General features: G+C 36.1%; 2 protein-coding genes. Both read left to right on the top strand.

All coding sequences use genetic code 11. The annotated features are described in order from the left end of the window. Positions 1 to 105: 105 nt before the first annotated feature. Complete coding sequence (locus ACOVQ4_RS11055; protein WP_421820703.1) at positions 106 to 507, top strand: transposase-like zinc-binding domain-containing protein; 402 nt, start codon at positions 106 to 108, stop codon at positions 505 to 507. Positions 508 to 605: 98 nt separating this feature from the next. Then, the coding region (locus tag ACOVQ4_RS11050; RefSeq protein WP_421820704.1) for an IS1 family transposase at positions 606 to 1,033 on the top strand (428 nt) is incomplete at its 3' end.

Genomic DNA, 1,033 nt, shown 5'->3' with positions numbered 1-1,033 from the left:
TACTTTAGGAAGGTTAATTCGAATATTCACCGACTAATTGTGGATAACAGGACGAGGTAGTCCTATAAATGTAATGCTTTATTTATCTTTGTAGAAAAAGGTAAAATGAACTGTAGTCACTGTGGTAGTACAACAACAAAGAAGAATGGCCATACGCATTACGGTAAGCAAAACTATTTATGTCATAGTTGCAACCGTCAATTTGTAGAAGGTGGACAAGATTGGTTTGTGTCGGAGTCTGATAAAATCCTTATCAACAAATTACTTTTAGAGCGAATCTCATTATCTGGTATTTGTCGAGTATGCGATGTGAGCGAGCAATGGCTTTTAGCTTATATCAAAAAGTTGTATGAAAACTTACCAGATGATTTGAATGCTGACTTGACTTTGCCTGATATTGAAGTTTACTTAGCAGACAGGATGGATGAAGAAATAGCCAAAATAGAGGTTATAAAAAAAATTCGATTGCATTACAAGAATACATTCAAGTCTCAGAAATTGAGGTAATTACAGAAGAGAACTGCTCTTTTGAAGGGAATCTGGTTGATATTGAAAATAACGATTTGTTAGTAAGGGAATTGTATAGCAAAGAGAGAGGTGTCAGGGTGGAGTTTTATGGCATTCAACTAGACGAACTATGGAGTTTTGTTGGGAAGAGGAGCAATAAACAGTGGTTGTGGCTTGCTCTTAACCCTATTAATAGGCAAATTATAGCCTTTCATGTGGGAGGGCGTTCAGCAGACGATGCGCTGCTCTTTTATGAAAAAATACCAGCTATTTTCAAAGGTAGTGCAGGCTTTTTTTCAGACTATTGGCAAGCCTATGTAGAGCCATTTGGGAAAGAGAATCATTTTGGCGTTGGTAAAGACAGTGGCTTGAGAGCTTATATTGAGCGTTTTAATGCAACATTAAGACAAAGAGCATCCAGACTAGTTAGAAAAGCTTTAAGTTTCTCAAAGTCACTCGAAAATCATATTGGGGCAATAAAACACTTTATTTGTAACTATAATCTTGAAAGAAAAGCATTACATTT

Origin of the sequence: Flectobacillus sp., from assembly GCF_049240685.1 — a bacterium.
Taxonomy (GTDB): Bacteria; Bacteroidota; Bacteroidia; order Cytophagales; family Spirosomataceae; genus Flectobacillus.
This window is presented reverse-complemented; position numbering and strand designations above follow the sequence as displayed.

What these genes read in the sequence shown, in the direction of transcription:
- ACOVQ4_RS11055 (WP_421820703.1), top strand. Translation starts at nt 106, where the DNA reads ATGAACTGTAGTCACTGTGGTAGTACAACAACAAAGAAGAATGGCCAT.